General features: G+C 71.8%; 26 protein-coding genes. 11 read left to right on the top strand and 15 right to left on the bottom strand.

The window, feature by feature from the left end:
- Positions 1 to 58: 58 nt before the first annotated feature.
- Genes ACFHVL_RS16490 through ACFHVL_RS16480 form a run of 3 tightly spaced genes read left to right on the top strand, consistent with a single transcriptional unit; the run spans position 59 to position 2,054 of the window.
- Positions 59 to 637 (top strand): IS607 family transposase, encoded by a 579-nt coding sequence (locus ACFHVL_RS16490; protein ID WP_416628818.1) that lies wholly within the window; start codon positions 59 to 61, stop codon positions 635 to 637.
- On the top strand, positions 634 to 846 hold the full coding sequence (locus ACFHVL_RS16485) for a hypothetical protein (protein WP_416628816.1): 213 nt from the start codon (positions 634 to 636) through the stop codon (positions 844 to 846). The genes ACFHVL_RS16490 and ACFHVL_RS16485 overlap by 4 nt, the downstream gene beginning before the upstream one ends.
- 11 nt (positions 847 to 857) lie before the next feature.
- Positions 858 to 2,054 (top strand): multidrug effflux MFS transporter, encoded by a 1,197-nt coding sequence (locus ACFHVL_RS16480; RefSeq protein WP_416628815.1) that lies wholly within the window; start codon positions 858 to 860, stop codon positions 2,052 to 2,054.
- Here ACFHVL_RS16480 and ACFHVL_RS16475 read toward each other — a convergent pair.
- The 13 genes from ACFHVL_RS16475 to aspS all read right to left on the bottom strand — a co-directional run bounded on the left by ACFHVL_RS16475 (position 2,010) and on the right by aspS (position 16,840).
- Positions 2,010 to 2,918, bottom strand: coding sequence for a shikimate dehydrogenase (locus ACFHVL_RS16475; protein WP_416628813.1), 909 nt, complete (start codon positions 2,916 to 2,918; stop codon positions 2,010 to 2,012). The genes ACFHVL_RS16480 and ACFHVL_RS16475 overlap by 45 nt on opposite strands.
- A gap of 1 nt (position 2,919) precedes the next feature.
- Positions 2,920 to 4,116 (bottom strand): endolytic transglycosylase MltG, encoded by a 1,197-nt coding sequence (gene mltG, locus ACFHVL_RS16470; RefSeq protein WP_416628812.1) that lies wholly within the window; start codon positions 4,114 to 4,116, stop codon positions 2,920 to 2,922.
- Positions 4,116 to 4,601: a Holliday junction resolvase RuvX gene (gene ruvX, locus ACFHVL_RS16465; RefSeq protein ID WP_416628849.1), complete on the bottom strand. Its 486-nt coding sequence runs from the start codon at positions 4,599 to 4,601 to the stop codon at positions 4,116 to 4,118. Before ruvX ends, mltG begins: the two co-directional genes overlap by 1 nt.
- A 63-nt stretch (positions 4,602 to 4,664) precedes the next feature.
- On the bottom strand, positions 4,665 to 7,349 hold the full coding sequence (gene alaS / locus ACFHVL_RS16460; RefSeq protein WP_416628811.1) for an alanine--tRNA ligase: 2,685 nt from the start codon (positions 7,347 to 7,349) through the stop codon (positions 4,665 to 4,667).
- Entirely contained in the window at positions 7,346 to 7,651 is a 306-nt protein-coding gene (locus ACFHVL_RS16455) for a hypothetical protein (protein ID WP_416628809.1), read from the bottom strand. Before ACFHVL_RS16455 ends, alaS begins: the two co-directional genes overlap by 4 nt.
- A gap of 16 nt (positions 7,652 to 7,667) precedes the next feature.
- Positions 7,668 to 8,129, bottom strand: coding sequence for a DUF948 domain-containing protein (locus ACFHVL_RS16450; protein WP_416628808.1), 462 nt, complete (start codon positions 8,127 to 8,129; stop codon positions 7,668 to 7,670).
- 161 nt (positions 8,130 to 8,290) lie between these two features.
- Positions 8,291 to 9,121, bottom strand: coding sequence for a hypothetical protein (locus ACFHVL_RS16445; RefSeq protein ID WP_416628847.1), 831 nt, complete (start codon positions 9,119 to 9,121; stop codon positions 8,291 to 8,293).
- Between the two features lie 269 nt (positions 9,122 to 9,390).
- Complete coding sequence (locus ACFHVL_RS16440) at positions 9,391 to 9,819, bottom strand: hypothetical protein (protein ID WP_416628807.1); 429 nt, start codon at positions 9,817 to 9,819, stop codon at positions 9,391 to 9,393.
- A 1,269-nt stretch (positions 9,820 to 11,088) separates the two neighbouring features.
- On the bottom strand, positions 11,089 to 12,594 hold the full coding sequence (locus ACFHVL_RS16435) for a replication-associated recombination protein A (RefSeq protein ID WP_416628805.1): 1,506 nt from the start codon (positions 12,592 to 12,594) through the stop codon (positions 11,089 to 11,091).
- Between the two features lie 111 nt (positions 12,595 to 12,705).
- Entirely contained in the window at positions 12,706 to 12,891 is a 186-nt protein-coding gene (locus tag ACFHVL_RS16430) for a hypothetical protein (protein WP_416628804.1), read from the bottom strand.
- A gap of 18 nt (positions 12,892 to 12,909) precedes the next feature.
- Positions 12,910 to 14,250, bottom strand: a complete 1,341-nt coding sequence (locus tag ACFHVL_RS16425) for an MFS transporter (RefSeq protein ID WP_416628803.1) — start codon at positions 14,248 to 14,250, stop codon at positions 12,910 to 12,912.
- The gene (locus tag ACFHVL_RS16420) at positions 14,247 to 14,879 is read right to left on the bottom strand and encodes a helix-turn-helix domain-containing protein (protein WP_416628801.1); all 633 of its coding nucleotides are present in this window, start codon (positions 14,877 to 14,879) and stop codon (positions 14,247 to 14,249) included. Before ACFHVL_RS16420 ends, ACFHVL_RS16425 begins: the two co-directional genes overlap by 4 nt.
- A 140-nt stretch (positions 14,880 to 15,019) precedes the next feature.
- Entirely contained in the window at positions 15,020 to 16,840 is a 1,821-nt protein-coding gene (aspS, locus tag ACFHVL_RS16415; protein WP_416628800.1) for an aspartate--tRNA ligase, read from the bottom strand.
- 151 nt (positions 16,841 to 16,991) lie between these two features.
- On the opposite strand from aspS, the gene ACFHVL_RS16410 reads away from it, so the two are divergent.
- On the top strand, positions 16,992 to 18,245 hold the full coding sequence (locus ACFHVL_RS16410; protein ID WP_416628799.1) for a cation:proton antiporter: 1,254 nt from the start codon (positions 16,992 to 16,994) through the stop codon (positions 18,243 to 18,245).
- A 25-nt stretch (positions 18,246 to 18,270) separates the two neighbouring features.
- Here the strand turns inward: ACFHVL_RS16410 and ACFHVL_RS16405 are convergent, their stop codons facing one another.
- On the bottom strand, positions 18,271 to 18,930 hold the full coding sequence (locus tag ACFHVL_RS16405) for a hypothetical protein (RefSeq protein WP_416628798.1): 660 nt from the start codon (positions 18,928 to 18,930) through the stop codon (positions 18,271 to 18,273).
- A 323-nt stretch (positions 18,931 to 19,253) separates the two neighbouring features.
- Between ACFHVL_RS16405 and ACFHVL_RS16400 the strand changes: the two genes are divergently transcribed.
- The 7 genes from ACFHVL_RS16400 (at position 19,254) to ACFHVL_RS16370 (ending at position 24,757) form a co-directional block, all read left to right on the top strand.
- Positions 19,254 to 19,883, top strand: a complete 630-nt coding sequence (locus ACFHVL_RS16400; protein ID WP_416628797.1) for a hypothetical protein — start codon at positions 19,254 to 19,256, stop codon at positions 19,881 to 19,883.
- 132 nt (positions 19,884 to 20,015) lie between these two features.
- A complete protein-coding gene (locus tag ACFHVL_RS16395) occupies positions 20,016 to 20,318 on the top strand; it encodes an urease subunit gamma (RefSeq protein ID WP_326554098.1) in 303 nt (100 codons plus the stop codon).
- A gap of 26 nt (positions 20,319 to 20,344) precedes the next feature.
- Positions 20,345 to 20,728, top strand: a complete 384-nt coding sequence (locus tag ACFHVL_RS16390; RefSeq protein ID WP_416628846.1) for an urease subunit beta — start codon at positions 20,345 to 20,347, stop codon at positions 20,726 to 20,728.
- Positions 20,725 to 22,461: an urease subunit alpha gene (locus ACFHVL_RS16385; RefSeq protein WP_416628796.1), complete on the top strand. Its 1,737-nt coding sequence runs from the start codon at positions 20,725 to 20,727 to the stop codon at positions 22,459 to 22,461. The genes ACFHVL_RS16390 and ACFHVL_RS16385 overlap by 4 nt, the downstream gene beginning before the upstream one ends.
- Positions 22,462 to 22,492: 31 nt before the next feature.
- Positions 22,493 to 23,173, top strand: coding sequence for an urease accessory protein UreF (locus tag ACFHVL_RS16380; protein ID WP_416628794.1), 681 nt, complete (start codon positions 22,493 to 22,495; stop codon positions 23,171 to 23,173).
- A 67-nt stretch (positions 23,174 to 23,240) separates the two neighbouring features.
- A complete protein-coding gene (ureG, locus tag ACFHVL_RS16375; RefSeq protein ID WP_416628845.1) occupies positions 23,241 to 23,948 on the top strand; it encodes an urease accessory protein UreG in 708 nt (235 codons plus the stop codon).
- Positions 23,948 to 24,757 carry an urease accessory protein UreD gene (locus ACFHVL_RS16370; RefSeq protein WP_416628793.1) on the top strand — a complete coding sequence of 270 codons (810 nt, stop codon included), beginning with the start codon at positions 23,948 to 23,950 and terminating at the stop codon, positions 24,755 to 24,757. The genes ureG and ACFHVL_RS16370 overlap by 1 nt, the downstream gene beginning before the upstream one ends.
- A gap of 227 nt (positions 24,758 to 24,984) precedes the next feature.
- On the opposite strand, the gene ACFHVL_RS16365 is transcribed toward ACFHVL_RS16370, so the two are convergent.
- Positions 24,985 to 25,863, bottom strand: a complete 879-nt coding sequence (locus tag ACFHVL_RS16365; protein WP_416628791.1) for an oxidoreductase — start codon at positions 25,861 to 25,863, stop codon at positions 24,985 to 24,987.
- Between the last annotated feature and the right edge of the window lie 53 nt (positions 25,864 to 25,916).

The following is a 25,916-nucleotide window of genomic DNA, read 5'->3' as shown; positions in this document are numbered from 1 at the left end:
TGACACCTGTTGGCTTGGCGGTCTTCGATAGCGCTCATTAGTCGGCTATAGTTGCGTCGTGAATTTGAAGGAATGGGCAGCGGTCACCGGAATCTCGTACGCGACGGCACGTCGGCGTTACGAGTCCGGGACGCTGCCCGTTCCCACCTACCGGATCGGCCGCCTGATCATGGTCGGGGAACCGGTCACCGGCACGCCGGCCGGGACCGGGCAGACCGTGGTGTACGCACGGGTGTCATCGGCCGGTCAGCAGGCGGACCTGGACCGGCAGGTCGCACGGTTGGCCGTGTGGGCCACCGGGCAGAAGCTCGGCGTGGACCGGGTGGTGACCGAGGTCGGGTCCGCGCTCAACGGGCACTGTAAGGAGTTGCTCGCCCTGCTGAGCGACCCGTCGGTGTCCACGATCGTGGTCGAGCATCGGGACCGGTTCGCGCGCTTCGGCGCCGAATACGTCGAGGCCGCGCTGACCGCCCAGGGCCGGCGCCTGCTCGTCGTCGACCCGGACCAGGTCGATGACGACCTGGTCCGCGACGTGACCGAGATCCTGACGTCGTTGTGTGCCCGGCTGTACGGCCGTCGAGCGGCGGCGGACCGTGCCCGCCGCGCGGTCGAGGCCGCCATCGAGGACCCGGCGTGAAGACGATCCAGGCACACCGGTTCGCCCTCGACCTCAACCCCGGTCAGGAACGCGACGCCAACCCCGGTCAGGAACGCGACGTCCTCGCTCACGCCGGGGCTGCCCGGGTGGCGTACAACCCGGCACGGCACCCGCCGGTCAGACCGGGACCGTCCCGCCGCAAGGCAGGGCTACCAACCGGGTGCTCACTGAAGCGCACTGAGAGGTAACGGCGGTCCGCGTGCCGAACGACGACGATGTCCGCCGCCGGCCGGCGGCGCTGCTCATCCTGCTCGGCGCGGTCACCGCCATCGGGCCGCTGTCGATCGACATGTACCTGCCGGCGTTCCCGGCGATCAGCGACGACCTCGGCGCAACACCGGCCCGGGTGCAGTTGTCGCTGACCGCCTGCCTGATCGGCGTGGCGCTCGGGCAGCTGGTCGGCGGCCCGCTCAGCGACCGCTGGGGCCGACGCCGCCCGGTGCTGGCCGGCACCATCGGCTACGGGCTCATCGCCCTGGCCTGCGCGGCGGCGCCGACCGCCGAGGCGTTGGTCGGGCTACGACTGCTGCAGGGCGTCGCGGGTGGCGTCGGGGTGGTCGTGGCCCGGGCGGTGGTGCGCGATCTCTTCTCCGGCGACGACGCGGTGCGGTTCTTCTCCCGGCTGCTGATCATCTTCGGGGTCGCGCCGATCGCCGCCCCGGCGCTCGGCGCGCTGGTGCTGTCGGTCACCTCCTGGCGGGGCATCTTCGTGGTCCTCGCGGTGATCGCGGCCCTGCTCGCCATGGTCCTGGCCCGCTGGCTGCCGGAGACCCTCCCGGCCGGGCGCCGCAACCCCGATGGGCTGGCCGGCACCGCGCGGGCGGCCCGCACCGTGCTCACCGACCGGACCTTCGTCGGGTACGCGTTGACCCAGGGGTTCGCGTTCGCCGGACTGTTCGCCTACCTCGCCGGGTCGCCGTACGTGCTGCAGGACGGCTTCGGGCTCTCCCCGACCATGTTCAGCCTGGTGTTCGGGGTCAACTCGGTGGGCCTGATCGCACTCGGGCAGCTCAACGCCCGGCTGGTCGGCCGGCACCGGCCGCGGTCACTGTTCGTCGGGGCGCTGGTCGCCGGGGTGCTCGCCGCGGCGGCGCTGGTGATCGGCGCGGGCAGCGGTCAGCTGTGGCTGGTGCTGATCCCGCTCGCGGTGTACGTCGGCACCATCGGGATGGTGCTGCCCAACGGCACCGCCCTGGCGCTGGAGAACCACGGCCGGCACGCCGGCACCGCCGCCGCCCTGCTCGGCGCGGTCGGTTCCGGCATCGGAGCGCTGGCCGCGCCGCTGGTCGGGTTGGCCGGGGCCACGAGCGCCCTGCCGATGGCGCTGATCATCCTCGGTGCCGCCGGATCATCACTGACCGTCGTGCTGACGCTGGCCCGGGGCCGAACGTCCTGACCAGGCGTCGCGCAACGCCGCCCGCATCGCCGACACCGGCGCGGCGACCCCGGTGAACTGCTCGAACTGGCCGATCGCCTGGGCGAGCAGCAGGTCCAGTCCGGACACCACCCGGGAACCGGCCGCTGCGGCGGCCGAGGCCAACGGGGTCGGCCAGGGATCGTAGATCGCGTCGAAGCAGACCGTGGCCGGGGTCAACCGCAACCGACCGGCGAACTCGTCGGCGACGCCTTTGGGCAGCGTGGACACCAGGACGTCGGCACCGGTCGCTCCCGCCGCACGGTCCGCCCAGTCGGCGGCGGTGATACCGAGACCGAGTGCCGCCGCGACCGGCTCCAGCTCACCGACCGCCTCGGCGCGCCGGGCCAGCACCGTCACGGAATCGGCGGCCAACGCCGCTGCGGCGGCCAACGCCGCCCGGGCGGTGCCACCGGCACCGAGCACGGTGAACCGGGCACCGGCGCCGACTCCGGCGGCACGCAGCACCTCGACCATGCCGGGCACGTCGGTGTTGTCGGCGTACCAGCGGCCGGTCGGCCGGCGTACCAGGGTGTTGGCGGCGCCGACGGCGGCCGCGACCGGCGAGACCTCCTCGGCCAGCGCGAGCGCCGTCTCCTTCAACGGCATGGTGACCGACAGGCCGGCCCAGTCGGGACCGAGACCGGCGAACAGGTCTGGCAGCTCCGCCTCGGCGCATTCGATCGCGGTGTAGGTCCAGCCGGTCAGCCCGGCGGCCCGGTAGCCGGCGTCGTGGATGACCGGGGAGAGCGAGTGCGCGATCGGCTTGCCGACGACCGCCACCCGACGGGCACCGGTGCGGCCGGCGCCGGCCGGGCCGCTGCCCTGCGGGGTGGCACCGGTCACCTCAGAGCACGCCGTTCTGCCGGGCGATCGCGATGTTGGCGTCATGTTCTTCGACGGTCGTCGCGAACGCCGAGCGGCCTTCCTTGTCGATCGCGACGAAGAAGACCCAGTCCTCGTCCGGTGGGTCGACCGACCCTTCCAGTGCGGCCTTGCCCGGGTTGTTGATCGGCGTCGGCGGCAACCCGGCGCGCGCGTGGGTGCTGTACGGATTACTCTCGTCGTACAGCTCTTCCCTGGTCATGTCCTTGGACGCCTTGGTCGGCACGCCGGTCAGCTCCCAGTAGTAGTTGACCGTGACGTCGAACTGCAGGCAGCTGCAGGGAAAGTCGTCGCTGTAGACCCGGTTGTAGGCGACCCGGGCGACCTTGGCGAGGTCCTCGGCGATGCCGGCCTCGGCCTGGGCCAGCGAGGCCACGATCAGCGCCTCGTACGGGCTGATCCCGCCCCGCTCGGCCTGCACCCGCTCGGCGTACTGCATCTCGCCGGTCACGGTGAGGAAGCGGTCCACCATCAGCCGGACGATCTCCGGGGCGGTGCTGTCGGGGTCGAGGTCGTAGGTGTCCGGGAAGAGAAAACCCTCGGCCGACGGGGTGACCTGCTGGCCGTCGGTGCGGGTGAGCCACCAGTCCGGCACCCCCAACGCGAGCGGGTCCTGCGCGGCCGCGGCGAACTCCTCGGCCGGGATGTCGGTCGCCTCGGCGAGCGTCTGGTAGATCTGCTTGGCGGTACGGCCCTCCGGGATGGTCACCCGGTTCGAGATCTTGTTCTCCAGGTCGAGCAGCAGGCTCAGCGCGGTTGCGGCGCTCATCTCCGAGCGCAGGCGGTAGAAGCCCGGCTGGATGTTCTGGCTCCGAGAGTTGTTGCGGGCTTCGTTGGTGAAGGCCTTGGTGCTCTTGATCACACCGGCCTCGACGAGGGTGTTGCCGATGTCGGTGGCGGTCTCGCCGGAACTGACCTGCACGACCACCTCACCGGTGCCGCCACCCTCGTAGTCGGGGGTGACGAGCAGGTTCTGTACCCGGTCGAAGCCGTACCAGACGCCGCCACCGAGCAGCCCGAGCATCAGCAGGGTGACCAGCAGCGCGGCGACGGTCTTTCCTCTGCCGCTGCCGCCGGACGATTTCTTGCGCCGGGCACCGCGACGGTGCCGGCCCTTGTCCGCCCGGTCCTCAAAGGCAAGGTCAAGTTCGTCGATCATCACATCCGCCTCCGCTGCGCATCCAGCCAGCTCTGCAGGATCTCCACGGCAGCCGCCTGATCGACCACCGCGCGCTGACGCCGTCCCCGGACACCCCGCTCGGACAGCCTACGGCTAGCGACCACCGTCGACATCCTTTCGTCTGTCATCAGGACCGGAATCGGCGCAACTGCCACGCTCAGTGACCTGATGTAGGCGGTGACGGCGTCGGCCGCCGGTCCGTGGCGCCCGGCGAGGTTCACCGGCAAGCCGACAATAACCTCATGCACCTCGTATTCGTCCGCTATTTGGACAATTTTCGCAATATCTGACGGAGTAGCGGTAGAAGCGATATTCGGCGCAGATCCGGTGCCGGTCGACCTGTCACGCTGCACCGTCAGCAGCGGAGTGGCGAGGATGCCGTCCGGGTCGCTGATCGCCAGACCGATCCGGACCTGTCCCACATCGACGCCGAGCCGACGACCACGGACGAAGCCGTCTGCCATCGCGTCGCTCACTGCCGCACCTGCCGTCAGTCGTCAGTCACGCCGTCAGTCGTCAGTCGTCAGTCACGCCGACTCGACGATCGCCTTCTCCACTGCGGCCAGCAGATTCGATGCCTCCGCCGCCGGTAGACCGCCGCCCTGCGCCAGATCGGCGTTCCCGCCGCCCCGACCGCGCAACGCCCCCTTGACCAGATCGGCCGCCGAGATACCGCGCCCCTTGCCGGCCGCGTTCACCGCCACCACCAGCGACGCCTTGCCGTTCGACCGCGCGGCGACCGCGACCACCCCGGGACGGGACGGGTCGATCCTGCCGCGGATCTCCTGGGCGAGCGTCCGCACATCGTTGCCGACCGCGCCCTCCGGCGCCTCCGTCCCGACGTACGCCACCCCGCCCAGGTCCCGGGCCTGGGCGACGAGCGCCGCCGCGCCACCCAGCACCAGCTGCGCCCGCAGCTTCTCCAGCTCCTTCTCCGCGTCCCGCAACTGGGTCACGGTCTGCTGTACCCGGTCGGCGACCTGATCGGCCGGCACCCGGTACAGCTCCGCGAGCCGGGCCACCAGCAGGTGCTCACGGGCCAGGAAGTTGAACGCGTCGATGCCGACCAGCGCCTCCACCCGGCGCACCCCGGAACCGATCGACGACTCCGAGAGAATCTTGACCAGACCGAGCTGGCCGGAGCGGGTCACGTGGGTCCCGCCGCACAGTTCGCGCGCGTAGTCACCGACCTCGATGACCCGCACCTCGTCGCCGTACTTCTCACCGAACAGCGCCATCGCGCCGAGCCGACGCGCCTCCTCCTGGGAGGTGATGAACGCGTTCACCTCCAGATCCCGCAGCAGCACCTCGTTGACCTGCTGTTCGATGTCGACCAGCACCGACGGGGAGACGGCCCCCGGGGTGTTGAAGTCGAACCGCAGCCGGCCCGGCGCATTCAACGAACCCGCCTGCGTCGCCGACTCACCGAGGAAGTTCCGCATGGTCTGGTGCACCAGGTGGGTCGCGGTGTGCGAACGGGAGATCGCCCGCCGCCGGGCGACGTCGATCTCGGCGTACCCGGTCTCGCCGGAGCGCACCTCGCCGTGGACCACCCGGGCCTTGTGCACAACCAACCCCGGCACCGGCGACTGCACGTCGAAGATCTCGACCCGGCCGTCGCCGACGGTGAGCAGACCCGTGTCCGGCTGCTGGCCACCGCCCTCGGCGTAGAAAGGCGTGCTGTCGAGCACCAACTCGATGACGTCACCCTCACCGGCCACCGGCAGCACGGCCCCGTCGGTGCCGAGCACGGCGCGCACCCGCGACTCACGGGCCACCTCCGCGTACCCGGTGAACTCCACCGGGCCACCCGCGTCGAGCACTCCCCGGTAGGCCGACATGTCGACATGGCCGGTCTTGCGCGCCCGCGCGTCCGCCTTCGCCCGCGTCCGCTGCTCGGACATCAGCCGGCGGAAGCCGTCTGAATCCACCGACAGGCCCTGCTCGGCGGCGATCTCCAGGGTCAGGTCGATCGGAAAGCCGTAGGTGTCGTGCAGCTGGAACGCCTTGTCGCCGGCGAGCTTCGCGCCGCCGGCGGCCTTCGTCTCGGAGATCGCCAGGTCGAGAATCGTGGTACCGGAACGCAATGTCGCCAGGAAGGCGTCCTCCTCGGCGTACGCGTACGTCGAGATCCGCTCGAAGTCGGCGGCCAGCTCGGGGTACGACGGTGCCATGCAGTCGCGGGCCACCGGAAGCAGCTCCGGCAACGCTCGTTCCTGCCAGCCCAGCAACCGTACCGACCGGATCGCCCGCCGCATGATCCGCCGCAGCACGTATCCCCGGCCCTCATTGCCCGGGGTCACCCCGTCGCCGATCAGCATCAGCGCGGTCCGCACGTGGTCGGCGATCACCCGCAGCCGTACGTCGTCGGGATGCGACTCCGTCGCCGACGGACCGGACTGGACGCCGTAGCGCTTACCGGTCAGCTCGGCCGCCCGGTCCAGCACCGGACGCACCTCGTCGATCTCGTAGAGGTTGTCCACTCCCTGCAGGATCGACGCGATCCGCTCCAGGCCCATGCCGGTGTCGATGTTCTTCTTCGGCAGGTCGCCGACGATGCTGAACCGCTCCTTGTCAAGCACCTCGGTGATCTCGTACTGCATGAAGACGAGATTCCAGAACTCCAGGAACCGGTCCTCGTCGACCTCCGGACCGCCGTCGGGCCCGTAGGCCGGACCGCGGTCGTAGTACAACTCCGAGCACGGACCGGCCGGCCCGGGGATGCCCATCGACCAGAAGTTGTCCTTGTTGCCCCGGCGGACGATCCGCTCCGCCGGCACCCCGGTCCGCCGCCAGATGTCGGCCGCCTCGTCGTCGTCGAGGTAGACCGTCACCCAGATCCGCTCCGGGTCCATGCCGAAACCGCCAGCGGCGGCCGGCTTCGTGGACAGGTCCCAGGCGAGCGGGATGGCATCTTCCTTGAAGTAGTCGCCGAAGGAGAAGTTGCCGTTCATCTGGAAGAAGGTGCCGTGCCGCGAGGTCTTGCCGACCTCGTCGATGTCCGGGGTACGGATGCACTTCTGCACGCTCGTCGCCCGCTGGTACGGCGGGGTGCGCTGGCCGAGGAAGAACGGCACGAACTGCACCATGCCCGCGTTGATGAACAGCAGGTTCGGGTCGTCGATCGCGGGCAGCGGAGCGGACGGCACCACGGCGTGACCGTTGTCCTCGAAATGCGCGAGGAACCGCCGCTTGATCTCCGCTGTCTTCACCGCACGTCCTCCTGGGGGAAAATCTCGTTGTCACCGACGGTCGGATCGCCTCGCAACTCGGCGAACTGGTCGTCGAACGCCACGCCCTCGGCGAACGCGGCCTGGATCTGCTGCTCGCGCTCTGCCATGCCCTCGCGGACATCCTCTACGAAGGTACGGACCGATTCCACCAGACCACCAGCGGATTCCGACAGCGACGCGGCGACGCCCGACGGCGTGTAGGACTGCGCGGTCCGGGTCAGCTTGCGCACCACCAGGGCACCGACGGCGAGACCCACACCGAGCCAGAGCAGGCGTTTCATGACAGCGTCCTCCCACTCATCCGGCGTTACGCCGGGCTGCCCGGCGGCGCTGCTTGAGTTCGGTCCGCACGTCGCGCTCCTGCTCGGCGTTGCGCCGGGCGGAAGCGGCCCGGCGTACCCCGTACCCGAACGCGGCGACCTTCACCAGCGGGTTGGCCGCAGCGGCCGAGACCACAGTGGCCAGGTTCGCCACGTTGGCGGTGACGTTCTGCGCGTGACCGGTCATCGTGTCGATCTTGGCAAGCTGAATGTTGACGCCGTCCAGGGTCGTGTGCACCTGGCTCAGCGCGGTGTTCACGTTCTCGACGGACGTGTTGACCTGGCCGAGTAGCGGACCACTCCGGTCGTTGAGATCGTTGATCGCCCGGGTCGCGGCGTCCACGGTGTGCCGCAACCGCAGGATCGGCACCGCGAGCACGAGCACCAGCATCAGGAACGCCCCGGCGGCCACCAGCGCCGCGATTTCTCCACCATCCATGCCTGCCTGTCCTCCTCTATACGAACCGCCTGCCCCGACCGCGACCCGGTACGCAGGTCGTCCCCTGCGGGCACACCACGCCGACCCGGCCCACTACACCGCCGTGGCCAGCGGACGCGGCACCACCGGTGCAGACCCTACCGTCCGTGATGGTCGTCCGCTCACGACGGTTCGAGGTCCAGGTCGAGCAACGGGTCGTCGGTGAAGACCGGATCCGGATCCTCACCGGTGAGCGAGGGGTCGAGGCTCGGCTGGGGTTTGGTCCGATCATCGCCGATGGCGTTGCGGACCTTGATCGAGACCACTGACCCGGTGCAGCTGTCCGCCTCGGTGACCGGCTGTTCGCCTGCGGGGTCGCCGTCGGCGGGTGCCTCGCCGGCCGGCGGTTCCACCGGCGGCCGTTGCGCGAGCAGATCGTCCGAGCAGGCCGGCGGCCGGACCCACAGGTCGAGGGTGAGCTCGTCACGGGTCCAGCAGGTGTACTGGCCGTCCTCGACGGGCTGGGACGGGCAGAGGTCCACCTCCCAGGGCAGCCAGCCCGCGCCGGTCAGCGCCGCGGTGTAGACCTGGGCGGTCTCCTCCGCGCCGCGCTCGGAGGTGAGGGTCCGCTCGCGGAACCGGCAGTCGATCAGGCACCACCGGCTGCCGCTGACCGCGTCGGTGGTCTCCTGCGCGGCCCATCCGGGCACGTCGAGCCGGTCGAGAGCGTTGAACACCGGGTCCCGGGTCGCCGTCCGGATGCCGAAATAGAGCGGCAGCGCGGCGAGGACCACCACCGCGACCATGATCAACGCGATCGCCCGCAGCCGCCGCTGCTGCAGCGTCGCCGTGTCGTCACCGGAACCCTGGGCCACCGGGTCGGAGTCGCCACCGCTCGGGTCGTCGGCGGCCGGGGCAGCCGGGGGCCGGGGCTGGGCCACCGCCACCGCCACCGCCCGTCCGTCACCGCCGGGCATCCGGGGTGCGGCCGGGCTGCGGGGAGCCACGTCGATACGATCGTCCACCGCCACGCCGGCCCGCGCCGGGCGGGCCGGTCCACGGCCAGGCTCACCACCGGCCGGCGCTCGGCCGAGGCCGCCGCCCGGATGCGGACCGGCGGATCCAGGTGTCGAATGCGGGGCAGCTGATCCAGGAATCGGATGCGGACCAGCCGGGCCAGGGGCCGGGTAGGGGCCGATGGGCCGCACAGGTGCCGCCGCGGCTGCCCGGGCCACCGGACCGTTGCCGCCGGCACCACCGGATACCGGCCGGGGCGGGCCGTCTACAGCCGGACGGCCGGGTGCCAGACCGGCGGCGGCCCGCCCCGGCGGCAGCGGCCCGGTCGGGTGGGGGCCCGGCTGGCTCCGCGAGGGTGGCTGGCCCGGTGCAGGCTCTCGACCGGTACCGACAGGGGGGCCGACTGGCGCGCCCGACCGAGCCCGTACTGCCGCGACGGCAGCGGCCGGCCCTGGGCCGGCCGGCACCGTGGCCCGGCCTGGCCCCGGCGGCGGCTGGCTGGTCCCGGGTGGACCGGCCAGGCCAGCCGGCGGCGGACCGGCCGGACGGGCCCCCGGACGACCGGACGGATCCGCTGCCGGGCCGCGCCGAGGATCGCGGGTCGGCGGCAGCGCGCCACCCGGTCCGGGCACCACCGGGGCGGCCATCGCGGCGCGGGCCGGGCCATGAACCGGTCGACCGTGACCGGGAGCACCGCCAGCCGGTGACACCGGTCCAGCCGCTGGCGTGGGACCGCCGGCAGCAGGCGAGACCGGACGGCCGCCGGCTGGTGAGACCGGACCGACCGGCGAGCCTGGTCCAGGCATCGGACCGGGGCCGACCCGGGGGCGCGGTCCGGCGTCGGGTACGGACCGCTGCGCGGGACGGGCCGCGCCGGACGGGCCGCCACGGTCGTAGGACTGGTCGGGCCCAGGCCGCTCACCGTGAGTCGGACCGGCCGGGCCGTCCACGGGTCCCGAGGCGTGCCGACCCGCCGGGCGCGGTGCACCCGTTTCCGCACGCGAGGCCGGACCTACCACCGGGCGAGGCACCTCGTGACCGAGTGGACGGGACACGTCGGGACCCAACGGACGGGGGGCCGGGCCGCGCGGCGGCTCGGCGGCCGGACCCCGGCCGAACGCGGCCGGACGCTGCGGCCAGTCGGACGTCGACTCCTCGGGATCGGGCGCACGACGACGGCCACCGGCGGACCTGGTCGGTGGGCCGGACGGGTCACGATCCGGGTCGCCGTGTCCCGTACCGTTGCGCGACACCGGGCCCGGCCGGCCAGCAGGTCCAGCCATCGGAGCGGGTGCGGTCTCCGGTCCGAAACGACCGGCAACCGGGCCCGTTGCCTGCCCGGGGCCGGAACGGCCAGCGGCGGAGGTCGGTGCCGGTGGCCGGGCCGGGCCGGACGATGGCAGCGGCGGAGCGTTGCCCGACAGTGGCACCACCGAGCTTGCCGAGCCGGCCTGGCGAGGCGGCCGGTCGTACCGGTCAGGTCCATGTTGTGACTGCTCGCCGGTCACCGGGCCGTTCGGCGCCCGACCCGCACGCGGATCCGGCTGCCCGGTGTGGTTCGGTGTGGCGCGTGGGCCAGGCTGCCGTGGCTGGTCCGGCACGGCGGCGGGGCGTGGCTGGGCGGTCGGTGGACGTACCGCGGCCCCCGACGCGGCACCACCGGATCGGCCCGACGGCTCGCTCGGATCCGAGGGTGCGGGCCGGCCCAGGCCGGGCGCCGGCTCACCCCGACCGGGTGGGGGCATCCGGCCCGCTGGTGGTGCCTCGCCGCCGACCCCGCCGGGTCCGATGTCGACCCGCTGTTCCTTGGCGGTACGCAGGTCGTCGAGCCAGCCGGTCTCTTCGCCGCTGACTTCTTCCTCGACCGGCGCTGTCCTGCCCCACCGGCGCCCCTTGGCCTTGCCCTCGGCCTGGCTGTCGCGACGCTCGTCGGGGCTTTCCGGGCGCTCGGATCCGCGCGCTCTCACTGCTGTACCTCCCCGGCAGTCACGCTGCCGCTGTCGTCGGACGCCGCGGCGGTTCCGGGCAACGGACCAGTCTCGGCCGTGCGACCGGCCTCGGCCGTGGTGCCCGAGCCGCCGCGCACGATCCGCCGTAGCACCGGCATCCGCGCGGCAACCGCGCGCTCCGCACCATGCTCGGTTGGACGGTAGTAGTCAACACCGGCGAGTTCGTCCGGTGGGTACTGCTGGGTCACCACGCCGCGCTGGTCGTCGTGGGGGTAACGGTAGCCCTGCCCGTGGCCGAGTCGCTGCGCACCGGAGTAGTGGCCGTCGCGCAGATGGGCCGGCACGCCACCGCCCTTGCCGGCGCGTACGTCCGCGACGGCCGCCGCGAGCGCGGTGGTGGTGGAGTTCGACTTCGGGGCGCTGGCCAGGTGGATCACCGCCTGGGCGAGGTTCAGCTGCACCTCGGGCAGGCCGACGTACTCCACCGCGTGCGCGGCGGCGGTCGCCACCGACAGTGCGGTCGGATCGGCCATCCCCACATCCTCGCTCGCGAAGATCACCATCCGCCGGGCGATGAACCGGGCGTCCTCGCCAGCGACCAGCATCCGGGCCAGCCAGTGCAGGGCGGCGTCGACGTCGGAGCCGCGCATGCTCTTGATGAAGGCGCTGGTGACGTCGTAGTGGACGTCTCCGTCACGGTCGTAGCGGACGGCCGCGACGTCGATCGCCTGTTCGGCGATGCCCAGGTCGATCTCGTCGGCGGACAGGGCGGCCGCCGCGGCGGCGGCGGCCTCCAACGCTGTGAGTGCCTTACGTACGTCGCCGCCGGCGAGCCGGACGAGGTGATCCTCTGCCGATGGTGCCAGCCGGAGCGAGCTACCGAGCCCGCGCTCGTCGGTCACCGCGCGCCGGAGCAGGTCACGGACCGCGTCCTCGGTGAGTGGTCGCAGGGTGAGCAGGACACATCGCGACAGTAACGGCGAGATGACCGAAAAGTGGGGATTCTCGGTGGTCGCCGCCAGCAGCGTCACTGTCCGATCCTCGACTGCCGCCAGCAGCGAATCCTGCTGCGTCTTGCTGAAGCGGTGCACCTCGTCGATGAACAGCACGGTCGGCAACCCGCCGGTACGCCGTTGCCGACGGGCTTCGTCGATCACCGCGCGGACATCCTTGACGCCGGCCGACAGCGCCGACATCGCCACGAACCGGCGGTCGGTGGCCCGGGCCACCAGGTGAGCGACAGTGGTCTTGCCACAACCGGGTGGCCCCCACAGGATCACCGACATCGGTGCGGTACCGCTCACCAGCTGCCGCAACGGCGCCCCGGGAGCGAGTAGATGCTCCTGGCCGACCAGCTCGTCGATGCTCGCCGGACGCATCCGTACCGGCAGCGGCGACCCCGCGTCGCCAGCCGTCCCGGCGTCGCCGAGTCCGCGACCCGCCGCCACGCCGCGTCCGGCCGGCTGCGTGTCGTGCAGCCGGCCGGACGCGGGGTAGGAGAAGAGAGTGTCGGACTCCATCAACAAGACAGTACCGGCCCGATCTCGTACGCCGGAAATGCACCGAGATCGGGCCGGGTGGTCGTCCCGGTCGGGATCAGGGCCGGGTGGTCGTCCCGGCCAGCCGCAGCCCTACCGGCGCCGACGGGACCAGCGGCCGGCGCTACCACCGATACCGGCAAGATGCAGGGCCACGCAGAGCAGCCCGATCAGCACCAGGGTGTTCCAGTTGAACAGGTCCGGCGCGCCCAGATCGCTGTTGATCAGGTCGAGCAGCAAGGCGAAGCCGAAAACGGCCGCCGCGACGATGGCGAACATATGGTCCTCCTGGGGGGTTCAGTGGGTCGTTCCCTCCGTACCCACCGGCGCCGGCCGCCAATCCAGCTTGGACCCGATCTGCGCCTGGCCAGCCGACGGTGGCTCGGCCTGCGCCGGGTCGACCGGCTGGCGTAGGTTGCGCCGCGCCACCAGGTAGAGCGGTGCGGCTGCGGCCAGCACGGCCGCGCCGACCAGCATCGCCAGGCTGACCGTCGCAGCGCCGGCGATACCCAGCAGCACCACCCCGCCGAGCGCTCCCGCCGGTTGGGCGACCATCGAGTTGAGCGAGACGACGCTGGTCCGGTGCGGGCCGTCCACCTGCCGGTGCAGCAAACCCATGTGCACCGGGTTCGACGCACCGTGGATGGCGTAGCAGGCCAGGTAGGCCACGATCACCCCGACCGGCCCGGCGAGCATTGCCATTGCGACCACCGTCGCCCCCTGCAGAACGCGCAACGCGGCGGCGGTCACCGGCACGCCGAGCCGCCGGCTGAGCGCCGGCACCAGAGCCGCGCCAGCGGCCGACGCCAGCCAGGCGACCGCGCCGACCGGGCCGAGCAACGCCGCCGCCCGGTCGGCGTCGCCGGCCACCTCCGCCAGGCGCACCGGCAGCAGCGTCTCGAAGGAGACCATGCCGAAACCCCAGAACAGCTCGACCGAGATCAGGGCGAGCAGAATCCGGGACCGCCGCAGCAGCCCCAGCGCGCCGAGCACCACGGACGGCACCTGCCGGACCGAAGCAGTGAGAGTCGGTGCCCTGCCCGCCGGCCGCACCTCGACCAGCAGCAGCGCCAGGCCGACCAGGCCGACGACCTGCAGCACCCCGGCGACCACGACCGGTCCGGTCAACGCGCTCACCGGACCGACCGGTCCGAGCGCCACCAGCGCACCTGAGGCCAGGGCGCCGGCGGCGATCGCCAGACCGCCCACCACTGCACCATGGCTCAGGCCATGCTCGTACCGCGCGTCCGGGTCGACGGCGAGCGTCGCGTCGACGTACCAGGACTCCAGCGGCCCGCTCTCCAACGCCCGGTAGACGCCTTGTAGCAGCATCACGACGACGAACAGGACGAAGGAGTCGGCGACGGTGAGCAGCGCCAGCGCCAGCAGGTTCGCCACCGCCGCGCCGAGCAGCACCGGCTTGCGACCGACCGCGTCGGCCAGGCCGCCGGTCGGCAGCTCCAGCAGCAGTACGGCGAGCCCCTGCGCGGCGACGACCAGGCCGATCTGCGGCAGGGCGAGCCCACGCTCCAGCATCAGCAGCACCGTGACGGGGATCAGCAGTCCGGTCGGTGCCCAGCGCAGACCGTGCAGGATCAGGTAGCGCCGGTGCACCTGGCGGGCGGCCAACGCGGTCACGGCGCGTCTCCGGTCGGCTCGTCTCCGGTCGGCCCGTGCCGGTCCGCGCCACCGCCGCCGCTGCCGACACGGGGGAAGGCGTACATGTACAACATCACCTGCTCGGCCGGCCCGTCGCCGGGGCCGGGATCGGTGCGGTACCGCTCGACGACCTCATCGAGGTCGGCGTTGAGCCGCCGCAGCTGGTCGACGGTGAGGGTCAACCGGGCGTCGGAGTACTCGGCGGCGTCGCGCCATTCGGTGGAGTAGCCGTCCCGAGCGGTGTGCCAGTCCTCCGCCCGACGGACGAACTGCTGCACGAAGTAGCTGTTGAGCCAGTCGGCGGCGGCGCGGGCATCCGGATCGTCGTCGAAGGAGGTGTTGCGCCACGAGGTGACCTGGTGGACCGCCCGCCACCACCGCTCCCGGCCGGTGCCCCGGGCAGGCTCCTCGCGGACCAGCCCGGCGTCGGCGAGTTTTCGCAGGTGGTAGCTGGTGGCGCCGGTGTTGGTGCCCAGCTCGTGGGCGAGGCTGGTGGCGGTCGCCGGCCCGTCCAGGCGCAGCGCGCCGAGCAGCCGCAACCGCAGCGGGTGGGCCAAGGTGCGGACCTGGTCCCCGGTGAGCCAGACCGTCGAGAGTTGCTCGTCCATGCTCTGCACAATAGCTCTGCACAGAAACCATGCACAACGTTTGTGCACAGCTTTTCTGCAACCGTCCGACGCGCTCCAGACGCACCTGAGCCCGGGCGCGTTCGCGCACCCGGGCTCAGCGTCGACAACCGGTCAGCAGATCAGGACGGCTCCACCGGGGCCGCTACCCCAGCCGTACCGGCCACCGGGGTCGGCGCGACACCGGCCGGCGGCTTCGGCTTGGCGTCCACCCCTGCCTCGGCCCGCTGCTGGGCGGTGATCGGCGTCGGCGCCTGGGTCAACGGGTCGAAGCCGCCCCGGGTCTTCGGGAACGCGATCACCTCACGGATCGAGTCCACGCCGGCCAGCAGCATGCAGATCCGGTCCCAGCCGAACGCGATACCGCCGTGCGGCGGCGGGCCGTACTTGAACGCCTCCAGTAGGAAGCCGAACTTGTCCGACGCCTCCTGCTCACTGACGCCCAGCAGGTCGAAGACCCGACGCTGCACGTCGGCGCGGTGAATACGGACCGAGCCGCCGCCGATCTCGTTGCCGTTGCAGACGATGTCGTACGCGTACGCGAGCGCCTCGCCAGGGGCGCCGTCGAAGCGGTCCAGCCACTCGTCGGTCGGCGAGGTGAACGGGTGGTGCACCGCCGTCCAGCCGCCCTCCTCGGTCGGCTCGAACATCGGCGCGTCCACCACCCAGCAGAACGCCCAGGCGCTGGAGTCGATCAGGCCGGACCGACGGGCGATCTCGATCCGGGCCGCGCCGAGCAGTTCCTGCGCCTCCCGCCGGTTGGTCGAGGCGGCGAAGAAGATCGCGTCGCCGGGCTTGGCGCCGACCGCGTCGGCCAGCCCGCCCAGGTGCTCGGCCGACAGGTTCTTCGCCACCGGGCCGCGCGGCTCGCCGGTCTCGGCGTCCAGCACCACGTACGCCAGCCCCCGCGCGCCGCGCGCCTTGGCCCAGTCCTGCCAGCCGTCAAGCTCCTTACGGGTCTGGGTGGCACCACCGGGCATCACCACCGCACCGACGTAGCCGCCCGCGTCGATCGCCCCGGCGAACACCCGGAACGCGGTGCCGCGCAGGAACCCGGTCAACTCGGTCAACTCCACGCCGTAGCGCAGGTCCGGCTTGTCCGAGCCGTACCGGTCCATCGCCTCGTGCCAGGTGATCCGCGGCACCGGGCCGGCGATCTCGTGCCCGGCCAGCTCCCGCCAGAGCGCGCCGACGATCGACTCGCCCAACTCGATCACGTCGTCCTGGGTGACGAACGACATCTCGATGTCCAGCTGGGTGAACTCCGGCTGCCGGTCGGCCCGGAAGTCCTCGTCGCGGTAGCAGCGGGCGATCTGGTAGTACCGCTCCATCCCGGCCACCATCAGCAGCTGCTTGAACAGCTGCGGCGACTGCGGAAGCGCGTACCAGGTGCCGGGCTGCAGCCGCACCGGCACCAGGAAGTCACGGGCTCCCTCCGGGGTGGACCGGGTCAGCGTCGGCGTCTCGATCTCCACGAAGTCACGGTCGTGCAGCACCGTACGGGCGATCTGGTTGGCCCGCGACCGCAGCCGCAGCGCCCCCGAAGGCCCGCTGCGCCGCAGGTCCAGGTAGCGGTACCGCAGCCGGACGTCGTCACCGGCGTCGACCTGGTCGTCGATCGGCAGCGGCAGTGGCGCGGCCTCGGACAGCACCGTCAGCTCGGTCGCGGTGACCTCGACCTCGCCGGTGGCCAGCTCCGGGTTGTCGTTGCCGTCGGGCCGGCGGTCGACGGTGCCGGTCACCCGTACGCAGAACTCGTTGCGCAGCGCGTGGGCAAGCTGCATCTCCTCGCGGAACACCACCTGCACCACGCCCGAGGCGTCGCGCAGGTCGACGAAGATGACGCCGCCGTGGTCGCGCCGGCGGGCCACCCAGCCGGCGAGCGTCACCGTCGTGCCGGCCTGCGTCGCGCGCAGGCTGCCGGCGTCATGGGTACGAATCACGGAACGGGTCTCCTCATCACGGGTACGGGCTGCACCTCGCATTGTGACAGCCCGGCCGGTGCCTATCCGCGCCGATCCCGACGCCGCCGCGGCGTACCATCACCGGGCCCGACATCGTCACCGCCGCTCGCCGCCGGGTTTCGGAGTTCACATGCTGCTGCTGAGTTTCGCCGCCGTCCTGCTGCTCGCCGTGCTGGTGTCGGCGCTGGCCCACCGCACCATCCTGTCCACGGCGGCGTTGTTCCTGGTGGCCGGCTTCCTGCTCGGGCCGCAGACCACCGGCGTGCTGGACGTGCAGGCCGACTCGTCGATCGTCAACACCCTCGCCGAGCTGGCGCTGTTCGCCGTGCTGTTCACCGACGGGATGCGGGTCGGCTGGCAGGACCTGCGCTCCGCCTGGCGGCTGCCCGGTCGGGCGCTGGGTTGGGGGCTGCCGCTCACCCTGTTGATCACCGCGGTGCTGGCCCACTACGTGGCCGGGCTGGGCTGGGCGGAATCGCTGCTGATCGGCGCGGTGCTGGCCCCGACCGACCCGGTCTTCGCCGCCGCGCTGGTCGGCAACGAGAAGGTGCCGTACCGGCTGCGGCATCTACTCAACGTCGAGTCCGGGATCAACGACGGCCTCGCGTTGCCGTTCGTGATCCTGTTCCTGGCGATCGCCACCGGCTCCGGCGACCTGCACCTCGGCGAGCTGGCCACCGAACTCGCCGTCGGCCTGGTCATCGGGGTCGCCGTCCCCGCACTGGCGATCGCCCTGGAACGGACCCGGTGGTTCTCTGCGTCAGCCCTGTACGCACCGCTCAACGGGGTGGCGATCGGGCTGCTGGTGCTGGCTCTCGGACAGGCAACGCACGGCAACCTGTTCCTGGCCGCGTTCGCCGCCGGCAGCACCATCGCCACCTTCGGCCCCCGGCAGCGGGCCGCCTTCGCGCACTTCGGCGAAAGCGTCTCCGAGCTGCTGAAGTTGGCCGCGCTGCTGGTCTTCGGCGCGCTCATCTCGATCGAGTTCCTCGGCGAGATCTCCTGGCCGGGATGGGTCTTCGCGGTGCTGGCCATCTTCGTCGCCCGGCCGGTGGCGCTGGCGATCGCGTTCGTCCGCTCCGGGTTGGCGCCCCGGGAGCAGGCGGCGGCGATGTGGTTCGGCCCGAAGGGCTTCGCGTCGGTGGTGTACGGCCTGATCGTGCTCAAGTCCGGCATCGACGCCGCCGACGAGGTGTTCCACCTGGTCGCCCTGACCATCGTGATCTCGATCCTGCTGCATTCGTCGACCGACGTGGTGATCGCCAACGCCTTCGACGACGAACGGGAAACGCCGGCCTGGCACGACCGCTTCCGGCGTGCCCGAACCGCTCCCGGTCCGCCTGCGGCTGAGGGCACCCAGCCGGACGGGGGCCATCCGGGCTGACGTCGGATGGCCTCGTCGCGGGCCCTCACCCCGGGATCTTCCAGGCGTCCATCCGCAGGCTGACCTCCCCGTCAGGGGAGACTCCGATGATCTCCAACTGCACGACAAGCTGCGCTCTGCCCGAGTTGACAGCTGCGGCACGGCTCGTCCAGAGGCAGAGCACCACACCTTGCTGGACCGGCACCTGCGCCTCGGCACCGAGCGGGGCGATGCGGATCCGTTCCGAGCAGTCGTGCGGAGTGAGCCCTGGTCCGTCGACCTTGCTGCCGCGTACGTCCCGGCCGAGCACCAGGTTGGCCGGCGCGTTGCTGTAGCCGGCCCGCAGCGTGATGTCCGCCTCGGACGACGGCACGTCGGCCCGCGGCTCGTCCAGGTCGGCGTGCATGCTGCTGTTGTTGCCGAATACCCGCAGCGTCAGTGGCTGCTGCGGGTAGTGGACCGCGTACTGGGTCTGCGCGTCGAGCGTCGGCTGTGCGGTCGGATTGACCGACGGCGCATCGTCGGGCGGCGAGGTGGACTCCGGCCCGCCCGGCGTCGCGGAGGCCTCGATCGTCGGTGTAGGGGCCGCCGACGCGGTGGGGACCACCGGGGTGGTCATCGCGTTGACCCGGCCCGCCGTCCGCAGGGCGATCACGGTCGACGTTGCGGCGAGCACGAACGCGGCCAGCGCAAGGAACATCGACACACCGACCACCAACCGCTGAAGCCTGCCAGCCGGTCGGCCCGGTCGACCAGCACCGGGAATCGTCGACGGGCCATCTCCGGGAATCGACATCTGGCTCCTCCATATGTCCTCGGCCAGGGACGAACGACAATCGCTCGGAGACCCGCGAGCCCGCGTGTGCGATCCAATGTAGGCACACTGGGCAAGGTCACCGATCCACTTGATTGATCGAGTAAAGTAATGGTGGCACGCCGCCACAATCATTTTTCTGCTACCCCAATGGACGAACCATGCCCGACAATGGCAAATCTGCAGGTCACGAGACCGATCGACCGCGCCGGCCGGTGCGGAAAGTATCCGAACGGCTGGCGCTGGCCGGCCTGGCGGTCACCGCACTGGGGGTGATCGTCGCGGTGTTCGCCTGGCGCTATCCGGTCGGGCAGCAGGCGACACCAACGCCGACGACGTCGAGCGATCCGTCGGTGACGGTGCCGGCGGTCACGTCGCACGACGTCCCCCAGGGTGACTCACCGGCCACAACCAGGGTCGAATACCTTTCAGCGCTTCCGGCTCATGCCGGCACCACCAATCTGACGGAACTTCCACGGGAGCTACAGGAGACCACCGGATTCGATCGCACCATCGTGATCAAATGCCCGAGCAACCAGAGCATCGACAAGGTCAGCAAGGTCACCTATCAGCTCCTTGGCCGATTCGACACGTTCCAGGCGTCCGTTCGGCCACATTTCGAGAGCCAACCGGATGCCCGGATGCACGTCGAGGTCCTGGTCGGCGAACGCACTCGCGACGGCGGCCTGGCATGGGCAGTCGGCGGCGGACAGTACGAGGCGACCGCCGAAGAGCCCAAACCGCTCAGCGCGGTCGTCGACGGGATGCAGGAGCTGGAGATCCAGGTGCGGTGCCAGCTGCCGGACGGGGTGGCGATCCTGGTCGACGCCGCCCTGTACGAGTGATCGCCCCTGCACCAGCTGCGCAGGTGGGGTCGCCGACCCAGTGAGTCGGATACGTGTACGTAACGTGATTGAAATGTCAGAATGCCAGCATCTGGCACGACCCAGGTCTCGATCGCTCATGGAGGTCCGGTTTTGTTTCTCACCCGGCACGAGCAGGAACGACTGCTCATCCACGTCGCAGCGGACGTGGCCTGGAAGCGCCGTGAGAGGGGCATCCGGCTCAACCACCCGGAGGCGACCGCGGTGATCACCGCCTTCCTGATGGAAGGTGCCCGGGACGGCCGCAGCGTGGCGGAGCTGATGGAGGCCGGGCGCAACGTGCTCGGCCGCGAGGACGTGCTCGACGGAGTGCCGGAGATGCTCCCCGAGGTGCAGGTGGAGGCCACCTTCCCCGACGGGACCAAGCTGGTGACCGTACACGAGCCGATCTCCTAGGAGCGAGATTGAGCGCACCATCCACGCTGTCGGGCGCCGACGGCGGCACAGTCGTTCCCGGTGAACTGATCCCCGGCGACGGGCCGATCGTCCTCAACCCGGGCCGTCCGGTGCTGACCCTGGCGGTGGTCAACACCGGTGACCGGCCGGTACAGGTGGGTTCGCACTACCACTTCGCCGAGGCCAACCCGGCGCTGGACTTCGACCGGTCCGCCGCGTGGGGGCACCGGCTGGCGGTGCCGGCCGGCACCTCGGTGCGGTTCGAGCCCGGGGTGGACCGCGAGGTCGACCTGGTGCCGTTGCGCGGCCGGCGGATCGTCGCCGGGCTACGCGGCGAGTGCGCCGGCGAGTTGGACGGCCGCGGCCCGACCGGCGCGGTGGGCACCGACGACACGGGAGGCACGGCGTGAGCACCCTCGACCGGCGGCGGTATGCCGCCCTGCTCGGGCCGACCACCGGTGACCGGATCCGGCTGGCCGACACCAACCTGCTGATCGAGGTCGAGGAGGACCGGTGCGCGCCGCCCGGCCCCGACGGGAGACCGGCGTACGGCGACGAGGTTGTCTTCGGCGGCGGCAAGGTGATCCGCGAATCGATGGGCCAGTCGCTGGCCACCCGGGCCGAAGGGGCACCCGACACGGTCATCACCGGCGTCGTGGTGCTGGACCACTGGGGCATCGTCAAGGCCGACGTCGGCATCCGCGCCGGTCGGATCGTGGCCCTCGGCAAGGCCGGCAACCCGGACACCATGGACGGCGTGCACCCCGATCTGGTCATCGGCCCGGCCACTGAGATCATCGCCGGCAACGGCAAGATCCTCACCGCCGGGGCGATCGACAGTCACGTCCACCTGATCTGCCCGCAGATCCTGGAAACCGCACTGGCCAGCGGCGTCACCACGATCATGGGTGGCGGCACCGGGCCGGCCGAGGGCACCAAGGCCACCACCGTCACCCCCGGCCCGTGGCATCTGGGCATGATGCTCGCCGCGCTCGATCCGTGGCCGGTCAACGTGCTGCTGCTCGGCAAGGGCAACACGGTCAGTGAAGACTCGATGTGGGAGCAGCTGCGCGGCGGCGCCGGCGGATTCAAGCTGCACGAGGACTGGGGCACCACCCCGGCGGCGATCGACGCCTGCCTGCGGGTGGCTGACGCCTCCGGCGTGCAGGTCGCGATCCACACCGACACCCTCAACGAGGCCGGGTACGTGGAGTCGACCCTGGCGGCGATCGCCGGCCGGTCGATCCACGCGTACCACACCGAAGGGGCCGGCGGCGGGCACGCGCCGGACATCATGCGGGTGGCGGCCGAGCCGAACGTGCTGCCGTCGTCGACCAACCCGACCCGGCCACACACCGTCAACACCCTCGACGAGCACCTCGACATGCTGATGGTCTGCCACCATCTCAACCCGAGCGTGCCGGAGGATCTGGCGTTCGCCGAGAGCCGGATCCGCCCCAGCACGATGGCCGGTGAGGACATCCTGCACGACCTCGGTGCGATCTCGATGATCGGTTCGGACTCGCAGGCGATGGGCCGGGTCGGCGAGGTGATCATGCGGACCTGGCAGACCGCGCATGTGATGAAGGCGCGACGTGGGTCGCTGCCCGGCGACGGCCCAGCCGACAACAACCGGGCCCGGCGGTATGTCGCCAAGTACACGATCTGCCCGGCGGTGGCGCACGGCGTCGAGGGCGAGGTCGGCTCGGTGGAGCCGGGCAAGCTGGCCGACCTGGTGCTGTGGGATCCGGTCTTCTTCGGCGTACGGCCACACCTGGTGATCAAGGGCGGCATGATCGCGTGGGCGCAGATGGGCGACGCGAACGCCTCGATCCCGACCCCGCAGCCGATGCTGCCGAGGCCGATGTTCGGCGCCTACGGCACCGTGCCGGCCGCAACCAGCCTGGCATTCGTCGCACCGGCGGCGATCGACGCGCTGCTCGGCGACCGGCTCGGCATCCGCCGCCGGCTCGTCCCGGTCGCCGACACCCGGCGGCGAGGCAAGGCCGACATGCCGCTCAACGACGCCATGCCGCGCATCGAGATCGACGCGGACACGTTCACCGTGCGCATCGACGGTGAGGTGGTGGAGCCGGCACCGGCCACCGAGCTACCGATGGCGCAGCGGTACTTCCTGTTCTGATGACCAGTCGACTTGTGATGACCGGTAACCCGTGAGTGGGCTCGCCACCCTGCTGGTGCTCGCCGACGGCCGGCTGCCGTCCGGCGGGCACGCCCACTCGGCCGGGCTGGAGGCGGCGGTGGTGGCCGGCCGGGTCGGCGACCTGGACGCACTCGCCGGGTTCCTGACCGGGCGGCTGGCCACCGGCGGGCGCACCGCCGCCGCGTTCGCGGCCGCGGCGGCAGGCACGACGGCGTCCGACGCTGCCCCTGGCGACGCCCCGGCCAGGCTGGACGCGCTCGACGACGGGCTCGACGCCCGTACCCCCTCCCCCGCGCTGCGCCGCGCGTCGCGGACCCAGGGCCGGGCGCTGCTGCGCGCCGGCCGTGGCATCTGGTCGATGCCGGCCGACGGCCGACGGGAGCGACACCAGCCGGTCGCGCTCGGCGCGGTGGCCGCCGCCGCCGGGCTCGGCCCGGCCGACGCAGCCCTGGCCGCCGCGTACGGCGCGGTCACCGGGCCGGCCAGCGCCGCCGTGCGCCTGCTCGGGCTCGACCCGTACGCGGTGCACGGGCTGCTGGCCCGGCTGGCCCCACAGATCGACGCGGTCGCCGCCGAGGCGGCGACGATGGCCGACTGGCCGGTCGACGACCTGCCCGCCGGGTCGGCACCGGTCCCCGAGGTCGACGCCGAACACCACGCCACCTGGGAGGTGCGTCTCTTTGCGTCCTGAACCACACGTCCACGCCACCGGCGGTGCCGCCGACCCGCACGCGCATGCTGGCGGGACCGTCCCGCACCTGCACGACGAAGGCGAGCCGCCGCACACCCACCCGGAGCCGGGGGTCGACCCGCACCCGCCGAGGGTGCCCGGCGGCTCCCCCGCGCTGCGCATCGGCATCGGCGGACCGGTCGGGTCCGGCAAGACCGCGCTGGTCGCCGCGTTGTGCCGGGCACTCGCCGACGAGCTGCGGCTCGCCGTGGTCACCAACGACATCTACACCACCGAGGACGCCGACTTCCTGCTGCGCAACGGGGTGCTGCCGGCCGAACGGGTCCGGGCGGTGGAGACCGGCTGCTGCCCGCACACCGCGATCCGCGACGACATCTCCGCCAATCTCGACGCGATCGAGGATCTGTCCGAGCAGTTGGGCACCCTCGATCTGGTGCTGGTGGAAAGCGGCGGTGACAACCTGACCGCCACGTTCAGCCGGGGCCTGGTCGACCAGCAGATCTTCGTGGTCGACGTCGCCGGCGGCGACAAGGTGCCGCGCAAGGGCGGCCCCGGAGTCAGCACCGCCGACCTCCTGGTGATCAACAAAACGGACCTGGCACCGCTGGTCAACGCCGACCTGTCGGTGATGCAACGCGACGCCGCCGCCCGCCGGGGCGAGCTACCGACGGTGTTCCTGTCGCTGGTGCAGGACCGGATGGCGACACCGGTGGCGGACTGGATCCGGGGGCTGCTGCGGGCCCGCGCCCAGACCCCGGCGGAGGTTGCCGGCTGATGCGGGCCCACGCCCGCCTGGTCGCCGAGGTCGACGCCACCGGGCGTACCCGGCTGGTCTGCCTGCGCGGCGAGCCGCCGCTGGTGCTGCGCCGCACCGGCCCGGCAGCCGCCGCCGGCGAGGTCCAGGTGCATCTGGTCGGGGCGGCGGCCGGCCCACTCGGCGGGGATGACCTGCGGCTGGACGTCGAGGTCGGGCCGGGGGCGCGGGTGTGTCTGCGTACGGTCGCGGCGTCGCTGGCGCTGCCCGGAGCCGGCGGCGGACGGTCGGTGCTGCAGATGCGGGTCCGGGTCGCGGCCGGCGGCGAACTGCGTTGGCTGCCGGAGCCGCTGATCGCCGCCACCGGCTGCGATCACGTCTCCCGGTCGGTGGTGGAGCTGGCCGACGGCGCGTCCATGGTCTGGCGCGAGGAGCTGGTCTGCGGCCGGGCCGGCGAGGCACCCGGCGACGCCCGGATCGACACGCTCGTGCGGTACGCCGGCCGGACCCTGCTGCGCACCGACCTGGCGGTGGGGCCGCGCGCCGCCGGCTGGGCCGGGCCGGCGGTGCTCGCCGGGGCGAAGGCGACCGGTTCGGTGCTGATGGTCCGGCCCGACTGGGCCGACGGTGGGGCCCCGACGGCAACCCCGCTGGGGCCGGGTGCGGCGCTGCTGCCGCTGGCCGGTGGCCCGGCGGCGCTGGTCACCGCGACCGGGCCGACCGCCCACCAGCTCCGCGCCAACCTCGACCGCGCAACCGCCGAGCACGCCCGACCCGGGCGCGCACACCTCGACAGCGCTGCGGCGGCTCGTCGCCCTCGACGAGGGTGACATACAGCATCGCGATGCTCACCACGTGCGCGGCGGTGTCGGACACCGTCCAGTCGCGGGTCGCCATCGCCTTCGGCTGACTGTCGACTGTCAGCAGTGACTGGAATCGGTCAGTGAGGACATTCAACGCCGTCCGGGCGAGGGTCCAGCGGTCGACGGGCACAACGAAACTCATCCGGTGATCGTCGCACCGGAAGCGTCGACAGTGTTCCTTGCAGTTGCGCGATTCAGGCGCGGTTGCCAGCAAGCCGGTCCTGACTGGTGTCCTTTCTGGCGGCGGCGTGGGCCACGGTACGCAGCATGGTGCGCATGAACCAGTCGAAGCCACGGTCGGGCAGCATCCGCCGGGCCGCCAGAATCACCTTCGCGCCACGCCCGACGACGTAGCGGGTCCGTGGCCGGCGGGCACGGACCGCCTTGGCGACAGCGTCGGCGACCACCGAGGGCGGCGACGCCGGGCTGTCCTCGACGGCGAAGATCGCCGCGCCACGGGCCGCCTGATCGGCGTACGGGCCGCGCCCTGAGGTGGCGAGGAGGTGCTGGCCGGCGATGGCGGACCACTCGGTGGCGATCGCACCGGGCTGGATGACGACCACGTCGATGCCGAGCGGGGCGAGTTCCATCCGCATCGAGTCGCTGAGTCCTTCGACGGCGAACTTGGTGGCGTGGTACCAGCCGCCGAGCGGCTCGTGGATTTTCCCACCGATCGACGAGATGTTGACGATGCGCCCGCTGCCCTGCCGGCGCATCTGTGGCAGCACCAGTTGCGCCAGCCGGGCCAGACCGAACACGTTGACGTCGAACTGGCGGCGGGCCTCGTCCATCGGCACCTCCTCGACCGCGCCGTACGAGCCGTAGCCGGCGTTGTTGACCAGCACGTCGATCCGGCCGGATTCGGCCAGTACCTGCTCGACGAGGCTGACCAGCGCGGCGTCGTCGGTGACGTCGGCCTGGACAGGCCGGATACCGATGTCGGCCAGCGGGGTGATCCGGTCGAGCCGGCGAGCGACGGCGTAGACGCGGTAGCCGATGGCGCGCAGTTTGCGCGCGGTGGCCTCGCCAATGCCGGAGGAGGCGCCGGTGACGACGGCGACCTTGTCGCTCATGATCTCTCCTTTAGTAACCAACCAGATGGTTACATCATCCGCGCTACCCGCAC

Source organism: Micromonospora sp. LOL_023, assembly GCF_048060115.1.
Classification (GTDB): domain Bacteria; phylum Actinomycetota; class Actinomycetes; order Mycobacteriales; family Micromonosporaceae; genus Micromonospora_E.
The sequence above is the reverse complement of the archived record's forward strand: the minus strand, read 5'-3'. Positions and strand labels throughout refer to the sequence as shown.

Coding starts and splice junctions, on each gene's coding strand:
- ACFHVL_RS16420 (WP_416628801.1), bottom strand. CDS start 14,879: ATGGACGAGCAACTCTCGACGGTCTGGCTCACCGGGGACCAGGTCCGC.
- ruvX (WP_416628849.1), bottom strand. CDS start 4,601: ATGGCAGACGGCTTCGTCCGTGGTCGTCGGCTCGGCGTCGATGTGGGA.
- ACFHVL_RS16370 (WP_416628793.1), top strand. CDS start 23,948: ATGCGGGCCCACGCCCGCCTGGTCGCCGAGGTCGACGCCACCGGGCGT.
- ACFHVL_RS16430 (WP_416628804.1), bottom strand. CDS start 12,891: ATGTTCGCCATCGTCGCGGCGGCCGTTTTCGGCTTCGCCTTGCTGCTC.
- ACFHVL_RS16410 (WP_416628799.1), top strand. CDS start 16,992: ATGCTGCTGCTGAGTTTCGCCGCCGTCCTGCTGCTCGCCGTGCTGGTG.
- ACFHVL_RS16455 (WP_416628809.1), bottom strand. CDS start 7,651: ATGAAACGCCTGCTCTGGCTCGGTGTGGGTCTCGCCGTCGGTGCCCTG.
- ACFHVL_RS16365 (WP_416628791.1), bottom strand. CDS start 25,863: ATGAGCGACAAGGTCGCCGTCGTCACCGGCGCCTCCTCCGGCATTGGC.
- mltG (WP_416628812.1), bottom strand. CDS start 4,116: ATGATCGACGAACTTGACCTTGCCTTTGAGGACCGGGCGGACAAGGGC.
- ACFHVL_RS16435 (WP_416628805.1), bottom strand. CDS start 12,594: ATGGAGTCCGACACTCTCTTCTCCTACCCCGCGTCCGGCCGGCTGCAC.
- ACFHVL_RS16450 (WP_416628808.1), bottom strand. CDS start 8,129: ATGGATGGTGGAGAAATCGCGGCGCTGGTGGCCGCCGGGGCGTTCCTG.